Genomic DNA, 17,498 nt, shown 5'->3' with positions numbered 1-17,498 from the left:
GAGTATTTTGATTATCATCTTAAAGAAACAGAATGGCGTTGGATGAGGGAGCCTAATGAGCTAGCAACAGAGTTGTGGGACCTCATTAGGTAAAACTAAGTGCAAATCTGCTAGTCTAGAGCCTTTAGAATTTTGAGGTTTTCAAGGCGACATTCCCAATCGGTTTGAATCAGCGAATAGTCTGGCCAATGAATAATAGACCTCTTGCGAAAGTATCGTTTACCTAATTTTTGAACTGGCTAAAACCTTATTAAATGTAGCTTTAGGCAGTTTAAATTTTGACTAACGCAAGAAGTCTAATATTTATCTTAAAAACACCCTACCTTAATACGAATAACTCTATACCTCCACCGATACCCTTAAATAAAGTGTCAAGCTATGACGCGACCCACTATTACTTTAGTCACAAGTTTGGCATCATAGTTTTTAGTAAATAACTGAATAATGATAAATGACTCAAATGCGTTGGCTTGAACTGCTTTCTACAGTTCGTATTGGTAGTAATAAACATAGCTCTGAACAGGCACGTAGCCCTTTCCACAAAGACTACGACCGCATTATTTTTTCGCAAAGCTTTCGACAATTAAACCGCAAGACCCAAGTCCATCCCCTCACCCAACATGATGGCATTCATACTCGCCTGACTCACTCTTTAGAAGTGTCTTGTATTGGACGTTCATTGGGGATGCTCGCGGCTGAAAAAATTAAAGATGAACTCCCGATGTGGATTTCACCTGCCGATGTCGGTGCAATTATTCAAGCTGCGTGCTTGGCACACGATATTGGTAATCCACCTTTTGGCCATGCAGGTGAATATGCTATTCGAGAATGGTTTGATGATGCATCACACACCAACTTTTTACAGGACTTAAGCCCTGAAGAAGAAGCCGATGTGAGACAGTTTGAAGGCAATGCCCAAGGTTTACGCCTACTGACTAAAATTGATTATCATCCAAATGATGGGGGTATGCGTTTAACCTATGCAACTTTAGGTGCATATTTAAAATACCCCTGGCTTTCAAAAACCATTGCATCGCAAGGCAATAAACCTGCGAGCCAACGAGCAAAGTTTGGTTGTTATCAAGCAGAAAAAGAAATCTTGCAGCAAATTGCAGAACAACTCGGTTTAATTCAACTGGGCGAATATCACTACTGTCGTCATCCGTTGACCTATTTGCTTGAAGCCGCAGATGACATTTGTTATGCCTTAATTGACCTTGAAGATGGCATTATCCTCAACATGTTGAACTATAACGAAGTTGAGCCAATTTTCCTTGATCTGGTCGGTGACTATGGCATACCTGCCGAATTGGCGATGACTGATACCACTTGGCAACAAAAAATAGCTGCATTACGTGGTCGTGTGATGAAACGTCTAGTCGAAGAAGTCACGACAGCCTTCGCCCACCATCATCATGAAATTTTGTCAGGTCAACTTAAAGGCAGTTTATTGCAATATTGCAGTGAAGATATTGAGCGTGGAATTAACCGAGCAAAAGAATTAGCCCGCGATAAAATTTTTGAACATCCACAAAAAGCCGGCTTAGAGATTATTGCGCATCAAAGTCTACAAAATATTTTAGATGCCTTTATTCCTCTAACTACGCCAAATAAAACTTTGAGTTTTAAAGAACAACGACTGATGTCCATTCTTCACCGTTCGGGGGCACATTTTGGGCCGTTGCATTATGAAAACATCATGCAAGTATTGGATATTATCTCTAAATTTTCAGACCATCAGGCTTATAACCTTGCACAAGAACTTCAAGGCAATAAAGTTGGTTTCTTTTAAACCTGAAAAAATGTGAAGGCTAGTAATTCGCTGGCCTTCACGCTAATCTCGCAACAAATTGAAATTGAGCAAATGGCTCAGACTAAACTGAAATAAAGTGAATAAATGACATGATCGGATGTTTAATTGGCGAAGTGCTGGCATTGGAAGCACCAACAGTATTACTCAATGTAAATGGTGTGGGCTATGAGATTGACACCCCACTTTCTACATTTTGCCAACTACAAAAAGGTCAAAAAATTACCCTGTGGACACATCTGGCTGTTCGTGAAGATGCACAACTGCTGTATGGATTTAGCAATGCTCAAGAAAAACTGATTTTTCGCACACTTTTAAAAGTTAACGGCGTAGGCCCTAAAATGGCACTGGGCATTTTATCAACATTAAGTGTTGAAATGCTGATTCACACGGTTGAACATGAAGATATAAACACTTTAGTCAAAGTTCCGGGTGTAGGCAAAAAGACCGCTGAACGCCTCATGATTGAGTTACGTGATCGCTTTAAAGCCATGGCTTCAGGCACTGCACCAACGAATTCAACTGTTGAACAAATTCAATTTACGGGCAACTCTGCCGTAGCCGAAGCTGAGGCGGCCTTACAATCATTAGGTTACAAACCAATTGAAGCACAAAAATTAGTGAATGCTGCCAAAGGTGACTTTACTGAAGCCAGCGACATTATCCGTGCAGCACTTAAGTCGATGAATAAATAATTTGTAGTTTCTAATGAGCACCGCATCCTTTGCCTTTTAGGGTTATAGACAGTATGTGAATCACGCAGGCGACAAGGATGTCGCCGTTAAACTGTGCTACAAGGACGTAGCATCAGTTTAACAAATGGGTTTTGTCACTTTTGCCCAGTCAAAAGTGAGAATCGCCTATACAATGGCATTTAAAGTTCAATCGCTTTTTGAGGCTGTGATTCTTCCACAACGATATAGAGATTAGTTAAATAATTATGCAAGACCGTCTTATCAGTGGTTCAGAAAAACCCGAAGACCACTTCGACCGCGCCATTCGCCCAACTTCCCTTGATGACTACATCGGGCAGCCTGTCGTCCGTGAACAAATGGAAATCTTTATCGGTGCTGCGCGTGGCCGTGAAGAAGCACTCGATCACACCTTAATTTTTGGCCCACCGGGTTTGGGTAAAACCACACTGGCCAATATTATTGCGCGTGAAATGGGTGGTAACTTAAAATCGACATCAGGCCCCGTCCTTGAACGTGCAGGCGATTTGGCTGCGATGCTAACCAATCTCGAAGAAGGTGATGTTTTATTTATTGATGAAATCCATCGTCTTTCACCAGTCATAGAGGAAATTCTCTATCCAGCGATGGAGGATTACCAACTCGATATCATGATTGGTGAAGGCCCTGCGGCTCGTTCGATCAAACTGGATTTACCCCCTTTTACCCTTGTTGCAGCGACGACTCGTGCAGGTCTACTGACCTCTCCTTTACGTGACCGTTTTGGTATCGTACAACGCTTAGAGTTCTATTCCGTCAAAGACTTAACGCATATTGTGACTCGATCTGCCAACTTGATGGATGTACCCATGACTGCCGAAGGCGCACAGGAAGTTGCACGCCGTGCTCGTGGCACACCTCGTATTGCAAACCGTTTATTACGCCGAGTCCGTGATTATGCGCAAGTCAAAGGCACGGGTGAAGTGACACAAGAGATGGCTCAACGTGCTTTGGACATGCTGAATGTCGATAAAGATGGTTTAGACACGCTAGACCGTCGTTATTTATCGATGCTGCTTGAGCGTTTTGATGGTGGTCCTGCAGGTGTAGAAGCTCTAGCTGCTGCTATGGCAGAAGACTCAGGGACACTTGAAGATGTGATCGAACCCTACCTCATTCAGCAAGGTTATGTCATGCGTACTGCACGTGGACGTATTGCCACCAATATGGCTTATTTACAGTTTGGGATGACGCCACCAGAGCCGAAAGATAAGTAAACGATTATTCACTGAACGACTTCAGGGAGTTAAATGCTCCCTGCATGTTTATTTAAATTTTTAAATAAATTCAATCCACTACAAACAATAGACTAAAATGATAAATCTTGAGAATAGAATAATTAACAAAATTAATAGCGATTACATTCAAAACCTACCATTAGACAGTGCCATTGAACACATTCCCAGAGAACAACCTATCAGTTCATTTAGCCCTAAACAAATGAGTGATTTTGAAAATTTATTCCACACTGAATACAATTATTTTATCACTGTCGAATGTGAAAACATTCTTAGCAAAGAAACTATAGAAGTAGATGAAGATAACATCTTAACTATTAAGCAATCGCCTTCTACATATCGTATAAAAAACCTGAGCTTCAACTATACTTCTGCCCTCATTTTTATTGGCACGTACTATCACGACGACGTACAAGCTTTGGTCCAGGAAAACTTTAAGCCAGCAAAAATTAATACGTTGTATTTCAGCTTCTCATTCTTTGCTTTAGTCATACTCGTTTATGTGTTTTTCTGGATAGATCAACCTAATAAACTTTTACTCATGTTAGTTATTGGCCTTGGCTTTTGCTGCTTAACGTATATGTATGAATCTTTAAAAGCATTACTCCCAAAGCAACAGAAAAAGAAAATGGAAGAAACTCACTTTCATATTGCGGGATATTTAGCAGCTCATCTACAGGATTTTGTCGATGCAAAATTTAAATTAGATGAACAAATAAATTAAAAGCAGTCTCTTTTTTAACCAATAATTACAACTACGAAAGTTAAAGATTTACGTGAGTTGAAACCTTGTGCCATTGGACTGATGACTCACGGTGCTAAACTGCCCGTCATTGAAGCACTTGACGAATCATTGAATTATCGCCATTTTTAAATGCTCTAATTCTTTGCTGAAGTGCAGACCAATATTTTTCAGATTTTATAAAGACGGAACACTCTCATGGCGAATAAATTCGAATTCAACATTCGTGTATATATTGAAGATACAGATGCAGGTGGCATTGTTTACCACGCAAATCATATTCGCTTTATGGAACGTACCCGCACAGAATGGCTACGCGCTTCAGGTGTAGACCATTATTGGCATCAAAAAGATTACAACTTTGTCGTTCATAAAATTAATGTGAAATATTCACGTCCTATATTAATGGATGACCTGATTACTGTTACAGCAAGTGTAGTTTCGTGTAAGGCTACGTCATTTGTGTTGCAACAAAATATTTATCGTGGTGATATTATGCTGGCATCAGGTGAGGTAGAATTGGCATGTATCAGTGCAGAGATGAAACCCCGTCGCCTTCCTGATGAAATACGTGAACTGATTCTGAAAGAATTGGAACAAGATTAAAAAAATTATTTGGCACATGTAGTAACTATGGCAACTCAACTAGAATCAACACTCAAAGTTTCAGACCTCATCTTACAAGCAAGTCCTGTCGTACAACTGGTAATGCTCCTGCTGCTCTTAGCTTCGTTATTCAGTTGGTATCTGATTGCCAAGTTACACATGAGTTATAAAAAAGCGCAGGCTGATGATGAACATTTCCAAAAAATCTTTTGGTCTGGCGCCGAACTCAACACTTTATACAACAATGCTCAACTCAACTCGAAACGTGTTGGCCTTGAAGATGTCTTCTATCAAGGTTTAGGCGAGTTTTTCAAACTTAAAAAACGTCATGCCAGTGCAGAACAATCAATTGAAGGTACAGAACGTATTCTTCGTGTGGGTTTAAGCCGTGACCAAGGACATTTAGAAAATGGTTTAGGCGCGCTTGCGAGTATTGGCTCAGTTGCTCCCTATGTTGGTTTATTTGGTACCGTTTGGGGCATTATGAACGCCTTTATTGGTTTGGCAGATGTTGACCAAGTCACCCTTGCTACGGTTGCTCCTGGTATTGCAGAGGCATTGATTGCAACGGCAATTGGTCTTTTTGCAGCGATTCCTGCTGTACTTGCATTTAACCATTTCACAGCCAAAGGTGAAGCCGTTTATAACGATCGTGCGCTTTTTGCCGAAGAAATGGTTGCGTTATTACAACGCCAGTCTGTAGGTTCAACTCAGGACAATGACTAATGGCTATTCAACGTTCTGGACGCTTTGAGCGCATCAAAAAACCATTAAAAAGTGACATGAACGTCGTACCTTATATTGATGTCATGTTGGTTTTATTGGTGATTTTCATGGTCACTGCACCTATGATCACCACAGGCGTCAAAGTCGACTTACCACAGGCAAATGGCACGCCTATGCAAGCGGAAGATCGCCCTGCGATTGTTACACTTGAGGCAGATGGTACGATCAAACTCGAAGATAAAAATCATCAAAATGATGTACTCACACTCGATGAACTAAAATCTGTTTTAACTGCTTCACAAAATGAAGCGAACGAACAGAAAAAGCAAATGAGTGTCCTGATTAACGGCAGTGAATCTCGTCCTTATGGTGAAGTCATGAAACTCATGTCTGCCCTTCAAGATGCAGGTTTAACACAAGTAGGTTTACTGACTGAGCCATTAAAGTAATTTATGAAAGATTTCAAAAAGCCGCCTTTTAAACAAAAAGCCGTTGCGATTGGTTTCACACTAGGTGTGCATATCGTCGCTGTGGTTGGCTTACTTTATCTTGGCATGAGTAAACCACCTGAGCCCCCTAAAAAAATAACCACTGTTTTGGTAAAACCGGAAGATTTAAAACCTGTAACACGTGAAGTCACTGAGTTTGATGAAACCGCACATGAAAATGTAGCTGAACAAATCACGCAAACAGCCGAACCTAGCGTTGAACCAGCACCCGAGATTCCAACGACGGCACCACCTAAGCCAGCAGAACCACCTAAGACAGATCCACAGATTGCTGCTCAACAGGCACTCGCTGCGGCAAAAGCACAGCAGCTTGCTGAACAAAAAGCTGCGGACAATGCAAAGCGTGCTCAAGAACAAGCTAAAGCGGCTGAAGCTGCAAAACTAAAAGCACAACAAGAAGCCAAAGCGGATGCGGCTAAGGCAAAAGCAGATACTACGGCGAAAGCCAATGCAGAAGCTGCAAAACGAAAAGCAGATGCTGATGCCAAAGCCAAGGCTGAAAAAATCCGTGCCGATGCTTTAAGAAAAGCAGAAGCTGACAAAGCCAAAGCTGCAGCAACGGCAAAAGCCAATGCAGATGCAAAAGCCAAGGCCAATGCAGAAGCTGCAAAACGTAGAGCAGACGCCAAAGCTAAAGCCAATGCGGAAGCTGCAAAACGTAAAGCAGATGCTGATGCCAAAGCTAAAGCCAATGCAGAAGCTGCAAAACGTAAAGCTGATGCTGATGCGAAAGCCAAGGCCAATGCAGATGCGGCAAAACGTAAAGCAGATGCTGATGCAAAAGCTAAGGCCAATGCGGAAGCTGCAAAACGTAAAGCAGACGCCGATGCAAAAGCCAAGGCAGATGCAAAGACTAAAGCCGATGCCGAAGCACGCGAACGTGCAGCCGAAGAAGCCAAAGCTTCATCTGCAAAAAAAGCAGCTGAAGAAGCTGCACAGAAAAAAGCTGAAGCGAAGAAAATTGCTTCAACAGCAAAACGTGATTTTGAAAATAGGATTAAGCGTGCGTGGGATACACCTTCAGACTCTGCGGGTAAAACGGCGACTGCTCGCGTTACCCTTACGGAAAGTGGTTCAGTTCGGTCAGTGATTGTGAACTCTAGTGATCCTGATATGAAAGCCAGTATTGAGGCTGCTGTTCGAGCTGCTGCACCATACCCAATGCCGAGTGACCCAGATGCAAAACGTGAAGCTCAAAGTTTTACGTCCACCTTCAAGTCATCACGTTAAACATTAAAGTCCCTGCATTCGTTGCGGGGATTTTTTTGTGCTTAAGCAATGAATCACCTCATACCAATTTTTCTTATCTTCAAAAGATCAAGTTTCATCGCTGGTATGATGTTTATTTTTAAGCTTCTACATCCATCCCCCCAGTTCCCCCCTTTCCTAAAATGAATACTCAATCGATTGTACCTGTGTGTTTCAATACTTGAGCTTTTATAAAGCTCTAGCCCCGACTAATTGATCCATTCTTGTCTTCGTTCTATATAACGCCGTGTATGTGGGACTCAGCAACATCAAGTATTACTAAAATTTTCTAAACACTTGATTCAAAAATAGAATCTTATAACTAAAGAATTATCATTTTCATTCCAAAATGTGATGTTGTGTTCATGATTTTTAAGCTAGACTTGACGAAACTCGGATAAAATCTCTGCATTTTTCACAGTGTTATAACAGTTCAGTCATATTTTCATGCTTTTAATATCCCAAAATCATGCCATTATGTGACACAACCAAATACAGACAATAACTCACATTTTTAGAGTAATTAGCGAATGATGGAAATGACGCGTAAACATCTTCTTTGCTTAGCCGTATTCACTGCTTTGAGCCCAGTTTTAGTGACTCAAACGCATGCGCAGCTTCACCTCGAAATCACTAAAGCTCCTGAAGAAGCACCTAAAATTGCGATCGTGCCTTTTAGTAATGACTCAAATATTTATCCAGTGGTTGAAAATGACTTGAACCGCTCAGGTAAATTTACCAGTGCCTCTAAAAACTTACCTGCAACTGCAACAATAAATTCACCTAATGCAGAAGCATGGAAAGCTGCGGGCGTACCCTATGTCGTGACAGGCACATCAAAAACAACGGCTGATGGCTCTTATGAAATTCACTACCAACTGTATGATGTTGAAAAAAAACAATACCTGTTAAATGAACTACTCACTGTACCTGCTTCACGTTATCGTCAAGCAGCGCATATGATCAGTGATGCAATCTATCAAGCTTTAACTGGCATTCCAGGTGACTTCAGCGGCCGTATTGCCTATGTATTGCGTAATGCAGCAACACCAGATCAGCGCTATACCCTACAAATTGCAGATACGGATGGTGAACAACCCCGTACCATTTTGACTTCACGTGATCCAATCTTGTCCCCTGCATGGACGCCTGATGCGAAAAAGCTAGCCTATGTTTCATTTGAAACCAAACGCCCTGCGATTTACATCCAAGATTTAGCAAGTGGTAACCGTGAAAAAGTAGCAAGTTTCCGTGGCCTGAATGGTGCACCAAGCTTCTCACCTGATGGTAAATCAATGTTATTTACCGCATCGATGCATGGCAATCCTGAAATCTATCAAATGGATTTACAGACTCGCCAATTAAAACGCATGACCAATGACACAGCGATTGATACAGAAGCACGTTATGCACCTGACGGTAAATCATTTATTTTTACCTCTGACCGTGGTGGCTCTCCACAAATTTACACCTACAACTTAAGTGCTGAAAGTGTCAAACGCTTGACTTTCCGTGGCGCTTTCAATGCACGTGGTACGTTAAGTGCGGACGGTAAAAAATTAGCTTTGGTACATCGTCCTAGCGGTAGTAACTATAAAGTTGCGGTTCAAGACATTGGTTCTGGTGTAACGAATATTTTAACGCCAACAAGTTTAGATGAATCCCCAAGCTTCTCACCAAATGGTCAAATGGTGGTGTACGCAACGCGTGAAGCAAACCGTGGTTTGCTCTCAATCATGTCTTTAGATGGTCGTTTCCGCATGAACTTACCAAGTGAACAAGGTGAAGTTCGTGAACCAGCTTGGGCACCGAAATAAACACTGCATGATTTTTTCAACAATAACTTTTTAATGAAACATCATAAATAACCGTCATGGAGATCAATATGAACGCGATGAAACTGATTGCATTACCTGTTTTAGCTACAGCATTAGTAATGACTGGTTGTGCCAGCCGTAAACCTGCTGCAGATGTACAAGCAGGACAAAACCCAAATGGCTCAACCACTGTAAACACTTCAGGTTTAAGTGAAGATGCAGCACTCAATGCACAAAACCTTGCAGGTGCCTCATCGAAAGGTGTAACTGAAGCGAATAAAGCATTTTTAGCGAAGCGCGTAGTACACTTTGACTACGACAGTACAGAGCTTAGCAATGAAGATTTACAAACCCTTCAAGCTCACGCTCAGTTCCTAGTTGCTAATGCAAACTCACGTGTGGCATTAACAGGTCATACCGATGAACGTGGTACTCGTGAATACAACATGGCACTTGGTGAACGTCGTGCCAAAGCTGTTGAAAGCTTCCTGATTACAACAGGTGTAAGCCCTAACCAGCTTGAAGCAGTCAGCTATGGTAAAGAAATGCCAATCAATGCGGGTCATGATGAAAATGCATGGAAAGAAAACCGTCGTGTAGAAATTAACTACGAAGCGGTTCCTCCGCTGCTTAAATAAGACTTGAAAAAGTCTGAGCTAAAAAAAAGCACTCATTGATGAGTGCTTTTTTATTTAACCGGTATCATTTTATTTATATCGTTTCATTTGCATCGTTCTGTTGCAACGTTCTGTGCTTTAACTCAATTTAGCCCTTTAACTCAGGATAAATTCAGTTAGCGGCTTTAGAACATAAAAAATAATCAATTAAAATGCAAATGAACGACTTTTAAAACGAGATCCTTAGCTTTACCAACTAGAAAATCACCTTAACAATCCAAATCATTACGCTTCTGCTTCTGGATGTTCAGCATTTTCTTTTTCTGTTTGCATCGACTCAATGAGATCATGTTTATTGAACTTTTTATACTCTGCTTTTGCTTCGTAACTGCTCCAAGCAGCTTTTACGGTATCCGCAGAAATATCGTCTAAATTCAATCCCTCAGTTGCAGTCGGAGTCGCATCAAATTTTTGTGTGGTCATTGTTGTGCTCCCTGTCTTTCGATTTATACATTAGATTCAACATAGCATGTTATTCAGGACTTGCAAGGGTAAAATCACGACAAATAGTCTAGTTTAATTTTTCTTTTCCTTCGTTCTCATCTAAAATGTTGCACAATCACATTTTTATCATTTTTGATAAATTAATATTTGGAGTTTTCCGGTTATGTCAAATCTCACCCTTTCCCAATTTCTACAACAACAAAGTGGTAATCTTACTCCTGCATTAGCACAAGTTATTGAAACAATTGGTAATACATGCAAAGACATCGACCTTCTTTTACAAAAAGGTGCTTTGGCTGGTGTATTGGGTAGCGCGCAACACGAAAACGTTCAAGGTGAAGAACAAAAGAAACTTGATGTCATTTCAAATGATTACCTCATCGATGCATTAAAAGTTCATCCACATGTCGGTGGTTTGGCATCTGAAGAATTAGATGAATTCACACCAGCTCAAGAAAATGGCGATTATCTTGTCTTGTTCGACCCATTAGATGGTTCAAGCAACATCGATATCAACATGTGTGTTGGCACAATTTTCTCAATTCTTCCTGCAAAAAATGCCGTGACGCAAGCTGAAGATTTCATGCAAGCGGGTGTTAACCAAGCGGCGGCTGGTTATGTATTGTATGGCCCATCAACAATGATGGTTCTAACTGTCGGTGCTGGCGTAGTCTTCTTTACTTTTGATCCAGAAAGCAAAGAATTCTTATTAACTAAAGATGCGATTGCGGTGGCAGCAGACACTAAAGAATATGCAATTAATGCATCAAACCAACGTCACTGGGAAGAACCTGTAAAACGTTATATCGACGAACTTCTTGCAGGTAAAACTGGCCCGCGTGAAAAAGACTTCAATATGCGTTGGGTCGCATGTATGGTGGGTGACATTCATCGTATTCTTTGCCGTAGCGGTATCTTCATGTATCCATACGACTACAAAGATCCGAAAAAAGCAGGCCGTCTACGTTTAATGTATGAAGCAAACCCAATGAGTATGTTGATGGAACAAGCTGGCGGTGCTTCTACAACAGGCCGTGTTCGCATTCTAGACATCCAACCAACAGAACTTCATCAACGTGTTCCTGTGATTATTGGTTCTAAAAACGAAGTTGACCTAGTTACGTCATACCATAATTAATTTCTTATAACGAAAGTCAGTATTTTTGCTGACTTTCGTGGATATCTCCCCCATGGCTCTGATTTATCTCGAATCAAAAGACAACCCGAAAATTAAGCACCTACGTGGCTTAATTGAACAAAATGCCTACCGTAAAAAACAAGGTCAAACTGTTTTGGAAGGCACACACTTGGTGTTGTCATGGTTAGACTCAAAACGTCCAATCAAATCGATTTTCACCACTGAACAAGCAATTAATCATGCCGACTTCGACCGCATTGCGGAACAATATCAAGGTGCGGTGTTCATTCTAAGTGAATCTTTATACAAAGATATCAGTACACTTGGAACATCTATTGCTTGTTTAGCGATTGTGGATTTACCAAGTTCAAGTGAAGCACTTAACTTCAGTGAAGACACCTTAATTTTAGACAACATTCAAGACCCAGGTAATGTTGGCACCCTACTCCGTTCTGCTGCCGCTGCAGGTATTGAGCAAGTTGTTTGTACCAAAGGCTCTGCATCGCTCTGGTCACCGCGTGTATTACGCGCAGGTATGGGCGCACATTTTTCATTAAATACCTTTGAAAATATTGCCCTTGAAGATATTTTGACGAAATTCAAAATTCCAGTGTATGCAACAAGCTCACATCAGTCTGAAAACCTATATAGCAAAAATTTGCGCAAACAATGTGTGTGGATTTTAGGCAATGAGGGTCAAGGTGTTTCTGAATATGCATTACAACATGCAGAAGCCGTTGCGATTCCTCAACCGGGTGGTCAAGAATCGTTAAACGTAGCCATTGCTGGCTCGATCTGTTTTTTTGAAATGGTACGTCAGCGTCAGTAAAATCGTTATTTTATTGTATTTAGCGCTTAAGCCTGAAAAAAATAGACTACACTAGAAAAAATAATAATTCTTTTTGTCAACCTAACCATTATTTCCATCGTTATTTGTATATGAATATGGAAATAATGGTGGGTATCCAATGACAGGATTTTCCATCTCTATGGATTTAGCACCCAAAAAGTCCGAGACGCAAGACAGCAGTGTTTTAAAAAGCACGGCTGAGTCTCGCCTGAAAAACTTCATGAATGAAGTGACGGGGCGTGCTTTAGTAATGATGGAAAGTGCAACGCACGGTCAACATGGCATTGCCATGGACTTGGTGCAAGAAGCCTTTATTTCCTTACATAAAGCTTATGCTGAAAAGTCCACAGAGGAATGGAATCCCCTGTTTTACACCATTTTAAATAATAAGCTGCAAGATTGGCGTCGAAAGGAAGCACGTCGTTCGCAGCCGTTTTCCCTATTTAGAAAAGTCAGCCTAGATGACGACGATGTCGAAATACAGGATGTTGTAGATGAATCTACACCAAACCCTTTCGACTTTCTGGATCAGGCTGTCACTGCAGAGGAAATACAAGATGCTATCGCAGAACTTCCAGTCCGCCAGCAACAAGCATTTATGTTGCGAGCTTGGGAAGGCTTTGATACGCATACAACTGCAGAAATTATGAATTGTTCCGAAGGCAGTGTTAAAACACATTACCACCGTGCCATTCAAGGTTTACGTACCGCTTTGGCACATTTGAATCCACATATGGGAGGATCATCCGAATGAAACAAGATGATTTCTTAAAGCAAGTAACTTCCAAACTTGATGGACTCGCACAGCACCATAAAGACAAAGCAACTGTCATGAATAACGTGCTTGAAGATATTCATCAGCGCGAAACTTCACGTTATGGTTTCTGGAAAATGTCTGGCTTTGCACTTGCAGCAGCAATTGCAGGTTTTGTCATTTTACCAAATGCGACTGTACTGGATGACAAACCACAAAATCAGGTGATTTCAACCCCTAAGCTCTCCCCTCAAATGGTGGAAGATCTTGAAATGTTGATGGTTCTGGGTGAGGACAAAGTTCCACATGGCAGCTAAAAAATTAGCAATTGCATTCTGTGCTTTTAGTTTTTTGCAAACCAGTTTTGCTGGCTTTGATCGCTTTTGGATATTTTCAAAAGATGCAGATACCCAAGTCAATGAAACTTGGGATTCGCTATCTGAAGCAGAACAACAGGCTTTAATTAAAAAGTACCAGGCACTCAAAGAGATTCCTGCAGATCAACGTGTCAGCTTGCAACAGCGCATGGATTGGTTCACCCAACTTCCAGACAGTGAAAAGCAGCGTATGCGCGAAACGTGGCAAAAAATGAGCACTTTAGAACGTAAAGAACTCGCGACACGTATGCAAAAAGCTAGTCCTGATGAACGACCTGCTATTCGCGATGAGTATATCAATAAATACTTACAACCTATCGCTGTCGTTCACTAATCAAAAACAACAGTGTTGTGAAAATCAAATCAATTGCATTAGTTAAGTCATAAAAAAAAGCCTCTTATCGAGGCTTTTTTTTATTGTCTTACTTGCTCAACCGACGCTGACGATACACACTTAAACCAATCAGTGCCAACAGTCCAAATACTCCCATTGAGCCACCGCCGCTAGAAGAAGAGTTGGTATTTTTCGCTGTATTCTTAAGGGTCAGGATTGCATTACTTGAGGCAATACCATCACTATCAATAACGCTATATTCAACAGGATAGTCGAACTGACTGAAGCCATTTTTTACTGAGAAGGTAATTTTTCCACCGTAGCAAGTTTCCTTTAAATAACTTGCAGGGCAACTGCCACTATACTCAGCTTCAAAGTTTAAACCTGCTGGAATTTTCGTAAAACGAATTGGGATAATTTGACCTTCTTCATTTTTATGCCATACCGATTTACCCGCTGGCATTGATGCAACTGGACCATCACCATCATCATTAGCATTTTCTAATAAATTATTGACGGTAACAGACAAATTATTTGACGGACTAATTGTATATTGGGCAGCTTTGGCCACTGGAGTCATATTTTTAAATGCCACACGGACCACACCAGAGGATTCCGCCTGACTCCCTGTCTTTTGTTTTAGCGTATATTTACAAAAACCGTATTCGGTAGGTGCTGTTGTTGCTCCACTAGTGCGATATATAACGATTTGTTTTATTCCCGCATCCCAATCACAGTGCAGGTCATGTGGTGGATTACCTACAATACTTGCTTCGCCTGTACTAGACACCGTAATTTCACTACCAATGCCGATTGGTGAAGTCGTTACAGTGTAGTTGTCAGCATTTAAGGCGATTTGTCGTGTTTCAGCACTACCATTCACAGACTCTTCTTGAGGTAATGATGCCGGGAACGGATCAAAATAAACCGCACGATATTTAAGGTTATTTTTTAATGCACTGAATACCGCTTCGTACTTTGTTAAATCATCCTGATTGGCAACTTTATATTCTGCATAATCTGGATCATCGATATCCTTTTTCAAAGCATCAATTGTATTTTGATACTTATCTTGCAGAGCTGTTAAAGACTCATTGGTAATATCTGCCATATCTGCTGCGGTTAAATTCATTAACTCAACCGAACCAATATCACATGTGTTTCTTTGTGTAGGTGATAACTGTAAAGTACCATCTGTGATCCGCAAAATGCCCCGTTGATCCGCATCACTACAGCCGTCTAAGCCAAGATTGATCAAGTCAAAACCACTGCCGATCGCTTTCGGGTAATACAAAGGTAAATACAAGTTATAAGCAGATTTTGTTTGTAGGGCGCTTAATAAAGTCCCCATAGCATAGCTACTTACATCATGGTTTTGCAGAAAGCTTTCCGTACTATTCAGCACACTTTCGGGTAAATCACACTGTGCGGCTGCCAGTTCAAATGCATTATTACTTGCAACAAATTTTTGACTATTATCAGGTACAGCATTATTCAGATAACGACAAGATTTACCACCAGTATTGTAGGCCAATACATTGAAATACCAAGCCTTCGTACCATTCTTGTCATAATAATAGGTACTAGCCGCATTATTTTCGACTATTGTATTACTGGTTAAAACGAAGCTAGAGAAAGCACTTAAACGTTCCGTTCCCTGAGAAATGGCACGGATAATACTACCCGTACTTGGATTTGCTTGGTTTTTTGCAATCGTATTTGCTGTCAGTTCAACTTTGGCATTTCCACAGAAGTCCATCACACTATTGCTCGTCGATGAACCATTTTGAATAATACTGCTTTGCTGGAACACAATTTCAGGCTGGGTATCCCCCAAGTTCCCGATACAGTCCATAGCAACAACACTACCTTTAGGTGCAACGTTGCCCTGAACTAAACTGCTCACCAATAATGTTTTTTTCGACATATTATGTGCAACGGAGTAGATCGCACCGCCAGCAACTTTGGCTTGAGAGTTTTCTATTGCACCATTATTTAAGGTAAATGCTCCCCCTAAATACAAGGCACCACCACGGTCTTCTGCCATCCCGCCAGTAAGGCGTACATTATTGACGATAAAGTTGGCTTCTGAGCGTGAAGTATTAAAAATACGCGATTTGCCTTGGGCATTAATCGTCGTTCTAATATCTTCATAGGCAGGAAATTTCTGCGTCAGTAAATTTTTTGAATCATAGTTAAAGCGACTTTTCCCCTCTATCACGATCTGATTGAGCGGAACTAACTCACCTTTGGTCAGAAGATATTCACCTGCTTCAAGTTGAATATAATCGGTCTGCCCATTATTTGGATTACCGACATTACATCCACCAAAAGATTTGTTTTTACGTGCAGTTTCAATCGCTTCACGTAAAGAACATTGATTGAGATTTTCACCATTTTCATCATCAAAGGTCGTAACTTTGATGATGTTACTTGTCGCTGCCATAGATGACATAGCCGCAAGGACCATGACCGCCAGCAATCCTTTTTTATAATTTTTCATGTGCTGTCCTTAATTCTATCCAGACTATTTTTTAAAGCGACGAAATCCAACTAAGCCAAGCAGCGCAAAAATACCCGCCCAGCCCAGAGCACCACCCGAAGTTTTAACGGTTTTACTTTCCATTTCATTGTTTGGTTCTTGGAAAATACGCACTTCTGCAGCTAAATAATTTTTTGCCGAAGTATTAAAACGGGTTGAAGACGTCACCACACGCAATTCAAAAATATCTGCGCCATGCCAATTTCCATTTGGCGTGTATTCAAAATCACCATTCAAATTCAGTGTAAATTTACCTTTAGATTCGGTGCTTTGTACAATTATTGGGCAACCATCTTGCCATGGCTCACCCGTTGGATTTGCCATACCCATCACTTTTGAACATTCTTCTTTTGGAATTAAATCACTGTCACCTAATGCATCTAAAATATTAAACTTGGCTACTTCACCTGTACGTATGTCTTTACCTAATCGAGGCATGCTCACAGGAACCACAATTTCGATTGCCCCACGGTCACACCAAACATCATCCAAATTACGATTTTTTCCACGCTGATCAGAAGACTCACAATACACATGATGCTCATTGCCATCTGCTGTGGTCTTCCCCTTATTTAATATCGGGCTTGAGAAAATCGTTTCGTAATCTAATAAAATACGAGGACGTAAATAACCAATAAATGCGTTATTTGCTGTGGTAAATGGACAGAAAAGTGCATTACGATCTTCTGTTAAGGTTTTACAGCTACCTTCATCTTCACCCGCAATTAAACTCGTCCCAGACCATACATCATTTAAATTTGCAGCAGGCCCAACAGGACAACTCGCAGCCACTAAGTTGTTATAAAAAACAGATTGGTCTGTTCCTGAGTAAGCGTCCGCTGAACCCCATGCCTATTTTTTAATTCGATTTAGGTTTCCAGCGGTGTGGTAGCAATTCTTCAATCTGAGTCACTTTATGTGTCGGCAACCTTTTCAGCACATCACTTAAATAGGC

At 40.9% G+C, this 17,498-nt stretch carries 18 protein-coding genes and 2 pseudogenes; 16 read left to right on the top strand and 4 right to left on the bottom strand.

Annotated elements, in window-relative coordinates:
* The 11 genes and pseudogenes from FTU17_RS14810 to pal all read left to right on the top strand — a co-directional run.
* Window positions 1-93, top strand: a pseudogene (locus FTU17_RS14810) (IS1595 family transposase); the annotation flags it as partial.
* A gap of 358 nt (window positions 94-451) precedes the next feature.
* A complete protein-coding gene (locus FTU17_RS14805) occupies window positions 452-1,792 on the top strand; it encodes a deoxyguanosinetriphosphate triphosphohydrolase (RefSeq protein ID WP_180135876.1) in 1,341 nt (446 codons plus the stop codon).
* Window positions 1,793-1,902: 110 nt separating this feature from the next.
* Window positions 1,903-2,505: a Holliday junction branch migration protein RuvA gene (gene ruvA, locus FTU17_RS14800; protein ID WP_180040164.1), complete on the top strand. Its 603-nt coding sequence runs from the start codon at window positions 1,903-1,905 to the stop codon at window positions 2,503-2,505.
* 245 nt (window positions 2,506-2,750) lie between these two features.
* Window positions 2,751-3,758, top strand: coding sequence for a Holliday junction branch migration DNA helicase RuvB (ruvB, locus tag FTU17_RS14795; protein WP_168378058.1), 1,008 nt, complete (start codon window positions 2,751-2,753; stop codon window positions 3,756-3,758).
* A 97-nt stretch (window positions 3,759-3,855) separates the two neighbouring features.
* A complete protein-coding gene (locus tag FTU17_RS14790) occupies window positions 3,856-4,503 on the top strand; it encodes a hypothetical protein (protein ID WP_180135874.1) in 648 nt (215 codons plus the stop codon).
* A gap of 216 nt (window positions 4,504-4,719) precedes the next feature.
* Window positions 4,720-5,127: a tol-pal system-associated acyl-CoA thioesterase gene (gene ybgC / locus FTU17_RS14785; protein ID WP_078190367.1), complete on the top strand. Its 408-nt coding sequence runs from the start codon at window positions 4,720-4,722 to the stop codon at window positions 5,125-5,127.
* A 27-nt stretch (window positions 5,128-5,154) separates the two neighbouring features.
* Window positions 5,155-5,853 (top strand): protein TolQ, encoded by a 699-nt coding sequence (gene tolQ / locus FTU17_RS14780; protein ID WP_078190368.1) that lies wholly within the window; start codon window positions 5,155-5,157, stop codon window positions 5,851-5,853.
* On the top strand, window positions 5,853-6,302 hold the full coding sequence (tolR, locus tag FTU17_RS14775) for a protein TolR (RefSeq protein ID WP_078190369.1): 450 nt from the start codon (window positions 5,853-5,855) through the stop codon (window positions 6,300-6,302). The genes tolQ and tolR overlap by 1 nt, the downstream gene beginning before the upstream one ends.
* Before the next feature lie 3 nt (window positions 6,303-6,305).
* Complete coding sequence (gene tolA / locus FTU17_RS14770) at window positions 6,306-7,592, top strand: cell envelope integrity protein TolA (RefSeq protein WP_180135873.1); 1,287 nt, start codon at window positions 6,306-6,308, stop codon at window positions 7,590-7,592.
* A 551-nt stretch (window positions 7,593-8,143) separates the two neighbouring features.
* Window positions 8,144-9,427 carry a Tol-Pal system beta propeller repeat protein TolB gene (tolB, locus tag FTU17_RS14765; protein WP_171319182.1) on the top strand — a complete coding sequence of 428 codons (1,284 nt, stop codon included), beginning with the start codon at window positions 8,144-8,146 and terminating at the stop codon, window positions 9,425-9,427.
* Window positions 9,428-9,495: 68 nt separating this feature from the next.
* The gene (gene pal, locus FTU17_RS14760) at window positions 9,496-10,065 is read left to right on the top strand and encodes a peptidoglycan-associated lipoprotein Pal (RefSeq protein WP_078190372.1); all 570 of its coding nucleotides are present in this window, start codon (window positions 9,496-9,498) and stop codon (window positions 10,063-10,065) included.
* Window positions 10,066-10,329: 264 nt separating this feature from the next.
* Here the strand turns inward: pal and FTU17_RS14755 are convergent, their stop codons facing one another.
* Complete coding sequence (locus tag FTU17_RS14755; protein WP_078190373.1) at window positions 10,330-10,527, bottom strand: NF038105 family protein; 198 nt, start codon at window positions 10,525-10,527, stop codon at window positions 10,330-10,332.
* A gap of 184 nt (window positions 10,528-10,711) precedes the next feature.
* On the opposite strand from FTU17_RS14755, the gene FTU17_RS14750 reads away from it, so the two are divergent.
* The 5 genes from FTU17_RS14750 (at window position 10,712) to FTU17_RS14730 (ending at window position 14,001) form a co-directional block, all read left to right on the top strand.
* Window positions 10,712-11,686, top strand: a complete 975-nt coding sequence (locus FTU17_RS14750; RefSeq protein WP_180135870.1) for a class 1 fructose-bisphosphatase — start codon at window positions 10,712-10,714, stop codon at window positions 11,684-11,686.
* 52 nt (window positions 11,687-11,738) lie between these two features.
* Window positions 11,739-12,515 (top strand): RNA methyltransferase, encoded by a 777-nt coding sequence (locus FTU17_RS14745; protein ID WP_078192042.1) that lies wholly within the window; start codon window positions 11,739-11,741, stop codon window positions 12,513-12,515.
* Between the two features lie 160 nt (window positions 12,516-12,675).
* Window positions 12,676-13,290, top strand: a complete 615-nt coding sequence (locus tag FTU17_RS14740) for an RNA polymerase sigma factor (protein WP_180135880.1) — start codon at window positions 12,676-12,678, stop codon at window positions 13,288-13,290.
* On the top strand, window positions 13,287-13,607 hold the full coding sequence (locus FTU17_RS14735) for a hypothetical protein (RefSeq protein ID WP_078190377.1): 321 nt from the start codon (window positions 13,287-13,289) through the stop codon (window positions 13,605-13,607). Before FTU17_RS14740 ends, FTU17_RS14735 begins: the two co-directional genes overlap by 4 nt.
* Complete coding sequence (locus FTU17_RS14730) at window positions 13,597-14,001, top strand: DUF3106 domain-containing protein (RefSeq protein ID WP_078190378.1); 405 nt, start codon at window positions 13,597-13,599, stop codon at window positions 13,999-14,001. The genes FTU17_RS14735 and FTU17_RS14730 overlap by 11 nt, the downstream gene beginning before the upstream one ends.
* A gap of 88 nt (window positions 14,002-14,089) precedes the next feature.
* Here FTU17_RS14730 and FTU17_RS14725 read toward each other — a convergent pair whose 3' ends face one another.
* From FTU17_RS14725 to FTU17_RS14715, 3 genes and pseudogenes are all read right to left on the bottom strand, one after another.
* Window positions 14,090-16,504 (bottom strand): CSLREA domain-containing protein, encoded by a 2,415-nt coding sequence (locus FTU17_RS14725; RefSeq protein ID WP_180135878.1) that lies wholly within the window; start codon window positions 16,502-16,504, stop codon window positions 14,090-14,092.
* A gap of 24 nt (window positions 16,505-16,528) precedes the next feature.
* Window positions 16,529-17,359 (bottom strand): annotated as a pseudogene (rbtA, locus tag FTU17_RS14720) (rhombotarget A); the annotation flags it as partial.
* A gap of 43 nt (window positions 17,360-17,402) precedes the next feature.
* The coding region (locus FTU17_RS14715) for a transposase domain-containing protein (RefSeq protein WP_179992416.1) at window positions 17,403-17,498 on the bottom strand (96 nt) is incomplete at its 5' end.

The sequence above is a fragment of the Acinetobacter sp. YH12070 genome, assembly GCF_013419625.1.
Classification (GTDB): domain Bacteria; phylum Pseudomonadota; class Gammaproteobacteria; order Pseudomonadales; family Moraxellaceae; genus Acinetobacter; species Acinetobacter amyesii.
The sequence above is the reverse complement of the archived record's forward strand: the minus strand, read 5'-3'. Positions and strand labels throughout refer to the sequence as shown.

What these genes read in the sequence shown, in the direction of transcription:
- pal (WP_078190372.1), top strand. Translation starts at nt 9,496, where the DNA reads ATGAACGCGATGAAACTGATTGCATTACCTGTTTTAGCTACAGCATTA.
- tolA (WP_180135873.1), top strand. Translation starts at nt 6,306, where the DNA reads ATGAAAGATTTCAAAAAGCCGCCTTTTAAACAAAAAGCCGTTGCGATT.
- tolQ (WP_078190368.1), top strand. Translation starts at nt 5,155, where the DNA reads ATGGCAACTCAACTAGAATCAACACTCAAAGTTTCAGACCTCATCTTA.
- ruvB (WP_168378058.1), top strand. Translation starts at nt 2,751, where the DNA reads ATGCAAGACCGTCTTATCAGTGGTTCAGAAAAACCCGAAGACCACTTC.
- ruvA (WP_180040164.1), top strand. Translation starts at nt 1,903, where the DNA reads ATGATCGGATGTTTAATTGGCGAAGTGCTGGCATTGGAAGCACCAACA.
- FTU17_RS14740 (WP_180135880.1), top strand. Translation starts at nt 12,676, where the DNA reads ATGGATTTAGCACCCAAAAAGTCCGAGACGCAAGACAGCAGTGTTTTA.
- FTU17_RS14750 (WP_180135870.1), top strand. Translation starts at nt 10,712, where the DNA reads ATGTCAAATCTCACCCTTTCCCAATTTCTACAACAACAAAGTGGTAAT.
- FTU17_RS14745 (WP_078192042.1), top strand. Translation starts at nt 11,739, where the DNA reads ATGGCTCTGATTTATCTCGAATCAAAAGACAACCCGAAAATTAAGCAC.
- FTU17_RS14730 (WP_078190378.1), top strand. Translation starts at nt 13,597, where the DNA reads ATGGCAGCTAAAAAATTAGCAATTGCATTCTGTGCTTTTAGTTTTTTG.
- FTU17_RS14755 (WP_078190373.1), bottom strand. Translation starts at nt 10,527, where the DNA reads ATGACCACACAAAAATTTGATGCGACTCCGACTGCAACTGAGGGATTG.
- ybgC (WP_078190367.1), top strand. Translation starts at nt 4,720, where the DNA reads ATGGCGAATAAATTCGAATTCAACATTCGTGTATATATTGAAGATACA.
- FTU17_RS14790 (WP_180135874.1), top strand. Translation starts at nt 3,856, where the DNA reads ATGATAAATCTTGAGAATAGAATAATTAACAAAATTAATAGCGATTAC.
- FTU17_RS14735 (WP_078190377.1), top strand. Translation starts at nt 13,287, where the DNA reads ATGAAACAAGATGATTTCTTAAAGCAAGTAACTTCCAAACTTGATGGA.
- tolB (WP_171319182.1), top strand. Translation starts at nt 8,144, where the DNA reads ATGGAAATGACGCGTAAACATCTTCTTTGCTTAGCCGTATTCACTGCT.
- tolR (WP_078190369.1), top strand. Translation starts at nt 5,853, where the DNA reads ATGGCTATTCAACGTTCTGGACGCTTTGAGCGCATCAAAAAACCATTA.
- FTU17_RS14725 (WP_180135878.1), bottom strand. Translation starts at nt 16,504, where the DNA reads ATGAAAAATTATAAAAAAGGATTGCTGGCGGTCATGGTCCTTGCGGCT.
- FTU17_RS14805 (WP_180135876.1), top strand. Translation starts at nt 452, where the DNA reads ATGACTCAAATGCGTTGGCTTGAACTGCTTTCTACAGTTCGTATTGGT.